This window comes from Rhodoblastus sp., assembly GCF_041915505.1.
Lineage (GTDB): Bacteria > Pseudomonadota > Alphaproteobacteria > Rhizobiales > Beijerinckiaceae > Rhodoblastus.
The window spans coordinates 1-3,128 of record NZ_JAYSBG010000388.1 but is presented as its reverse complement, the minus strand read 5'-3'; the positions used below and the strand labels follow the sequence as shown (position 1 = coordinate 3,128).

Here is a 3,128-nt window from a genome sequence, read left to right as displayed (position 1 = left end):
GGATTCTGCTCCGGCTCGCCATAGACCGCCGCCGTGGAGGAGAAGATGAAATGTTTGACGTCGGCCTCGACCGCCTTGGCGAGCAGGCTGCGGGCGGAGGCGGTGTTGTTGTGGTAATAGCCGAGCGGGTCGGCGACCGATTCCGGCACCACGATCTTGGCCGCGAAATGGATGATCGCCTCGATCTTGCGGCTTTTCAGCAGATCGCTGACAAGGGCCTCATCGCCAAAATCGCCGATCACCAGCTCCGCCTGCGGCGGGACGGCGGCGCGGCGGCCGGTCGAAAGATTGTCGAGAACCACCACGTCATCGCCGGAATCGACCAGTTCATAGGCCATGTGAGAACCGATATAGCCGGCGCCGCCGGTCACCAGAACGGTCATTGCTCTTCCTCTCGGGTCCGCGTCGGGTCCTTGTAAATCATCGGGAGGGTGCTTTGGAACTGCGAAAGTCACAGGCCGCCGCTTTAACCCTTCTTGGTGAACGGCCCTTGGCGCGCAAAACGCGTCAGTGCTACAAGCGGCGGCCCGCCGTCAGGCAGGCCGGTTGTCAACAAGGCTGAGGGCCAATGCCGAAAAAGATCCGTAAAGCCGTTTTCCCCGTCGCCGGCCTCGGCACGCGCGTTCTTCCCGCCACCAAGACCGTGCCTAAGGAAATGCTGACCGTGGTCGACCGGCCGGTGCTGCAACATTGCGTCGAGGAAGCGCGCGAAGCCGGCATCGAGCATTTCATCTTTGTCACCGGCCGCAACAAGGCGGTGATCGAGGATCATTTCGACATCGCCTATGAGCTTGAGGACACTTTGCAGCGGCGCGGCAAGCTGAAGGAGCTGGAAGGGCTGAAAGGCGACCTGCCGGCCGCCGGCGCGACCAGCTTCACCCGCCAGCAGTCGCCGCTCGGCCTCGGCCATGCCGTCTGGTGCGCGCGCGACATCGTCGGCGACGAGCCCTTCGCCGTGATCCTGCCCGACATGATCACTTTGCCGGGCGCCAGCGGAAAACGCTGCCTGCAGCAGTGCGTCGACACCTATAACGAGCTCGGCGGCAATGTAATCGCGGTCGAGCAGGTCGCGCCCGAGGACACCCATCAATATGGCGTGGTCGCCAAGGGCCAGGACTTCGGCGCGTCTTTCGAGATCACCGGCATGGTGGAGAAGCCGCCGAAGGGGACCGCGCCCTCGAACTACATCATTTCGGGCCGCTATGTGCTGGAGCCGGAGATTTTCGACCTGCTCGCCAAGGGCCAGAAGGGCGCCGGCGGCGAAATCCAGCTCACCGATTCCATGATCGAACTGGCCAAGGCTCAGAAATTCTTCGCCCGCCATTTCGACGGCAAGACCTATGACACGGGCTCGAAGGTCGGCTTTCTCGCCGCAAATGTGGCCTTCGCGCTGGCGCGGCCCGATATCGAACCCGGCTTCCGCGCCGAATTGAAGCGGATCGTCGGAAGTTTGTGATTGTTTTGCCGGCCGCGTCTGACGCGGCCGGCGGGTTCTTGGCGTCCAGACGCCTCACTGCTGCAGCCGCAGGCCGACCGTCATGATATTGGCGGTGTAATCCGTGTTTTTCTGGTTGGACGTCATGGCCTGGAAGGTATAGGCGCCCTTCAGCACGATATTGCGCGTGAGATTATATTCGGCCTTCAGCCCGGCCGAATAATAAGTCTGGACCAGCGGATTGCCCGGATAGATCTCATATTGGACGCCGCCCGTGGCGGTGATGGTCAGGTCGCGCCGCAGCGCATGGGCGATTTCGAGCGTTCCGCCGCGCGTGATGGTCCCGGAGGCGCCGGCGACGGTGGTTTCGTCCATGGTCGTCAGGGTGCGCAGGGTCACCTTGGTCAGCGGCGTCGCCGTCCAGATCAGCGAAATATCGAACATCGCGCCGCGCAGATTGGCCAGCCGCGGGTCCTGGTAATTGCGGTCGGCATAGCCCGCCGAGGCCGAGCCCGTCAAAAGCCGCGTCAATTCGAAGGTCGAGCCCGCATTGACTTGAACGCCCGAGGAATCGCGCGCATAGCCGGACGTCCCATAAGTCGTGTCATGGATGCGCCGGTCGACAATGCCCTCGACAAAGGGTTTTACGCCGGGCGTGAGTTCATAGGCCGCGCGCAGGGTCAGGCCGTAATCGTCATAGGAATCGCGCGACAAATATTGCGTCGAGCCGTCGGCGAATTGGGCGTCGGCCCAGTAATTGCGCTCGAATGAGCCGCGCAGGGTCAGTTCCGTGCGGTTGAAGATCTGGCTGGCGCCGATGCCGCCGCCATAGACCGCGACCAGCGGCCGCGACGCCAATTGGGTCGAGGCGCCGTTGTTATAGAGATTGGGCGAGGTCTGATATTGCGTCGAGAGCGTGTAATTGCCATCGATATTGATCCTGGTGTCGCGCGCGACATCGACGCGCGCCAGGAACTTGCCGGTCCCGTCCGGGGCGTTGGCGCTGGACTGGTTGAAATAATCATTATAGCCGAGCCGCATATCGGCGACGAAACTATGGTTCGACCAATCTGATTCCGCCGAAACGCCGATTTCCTCGCGCAGGAAGGATGAGCCGCGCAGATTGGAGGCGCCGGGCGAGGCCTGGTTCGGATTGGAATTATAGCCGAAATCCGTCTCCGAATAGGCATGGGCGCGCAGCGGGCCGGCGTAGAAGCCGATCGGGGCGAAAGGCTCCAGCTCGACCTTGGGCCTGGGGCGCGGCGGGATCGAGGCCGGCATGGCGGTGGTCGGCGCGGGCCCCAGTAACGCCGGGTCCATCGTTTCGGTCCGCAGGCCGAGCGCCGCCCGGCGTCTCGCCTCGGCTGAGGTCGGATAGGGCGCTAGCTCGGGCAGCGGATGCGCGACCGCTTTGCGATTGGACTTGGCCTTGGGCGTGAAAGGCTTGGGCTTGCCGTAATTGGCGCCTGAGGCGGCGGGCGGCGGGATCGCGCCGTCGCGATCGAAGGCGTCGGGCAGAGGCGCGGCGGTTCCGGTCGAGGGAATCGGCGCTCCCGTTCCGGCCGGGCGAACAGGCGCGGTTTCTGAATCATAGGTCGAGGGCCGGAAATCCGCGCTTTGCGCCAGCGCCGCGCCACAGGACGCGAAGCCGGCGACGCCGCCGAGCAGCAGAGCGAGGACGCGCACGGGCCGG

The 3,128-nt window shown here is 64.0% G+C and carries 3 protein-coding genes; 1 reads left to right on the top strand and 2 read right to left on the bottom strand.

The window, feature by feature from the left end; genetic code table 11:
- The coding region (locus ACE3S9_RS17380; RefSeq protein ID WP_374547740.1) for an NAD-dependent epimerase/dehydratase family protein at positions 1–383 on the bottom strand (383 nt) is incomplete at its 3' end.
- 185 nt (positions 384–568) lie between these two features.
- Here ACE3S9_RS17380 and ACE3S9_RS17375 point away from each other — a divergent pair.
- Positions 569–1,456 carry a UTP--glucose-1-phosphate uridylyltransferase gene (locus ACE3S9_RS17375; protein ID WP_374547739.1) on the top strand — a complete coding sequence of 296 codons (888 nt, stop codon included), beginning with the start codon at positions 569–571 and terminating at the stop codon, positions 1,454–1,456.
- Between the two features lie 54 nt (positions 1,457–1,510).
- On the opposite strand, the gene ACE3S9_RS17370 is transcribed toward ACE3S9_RS17375, so the two are convergent.
- A partial coding sequence (locus tag ACE3S9_RS17370) for an outer membrane beta-barrel protein (RefSeq protein ID WP_374547738.1) occupies positions 1,511–3,128 on the bottom strand: 1,618 nt, incomplete at its 5' end.

Coding starts and splice junctions, on each gene's coding strand:
- ACE3S9_RS17375 (WP_374547739.1), top strand. CDS start 569: ATGCCGAAAAAGATCCGTAAAGCCGTTTTCCCCGTCGCCGGCCTCGGC.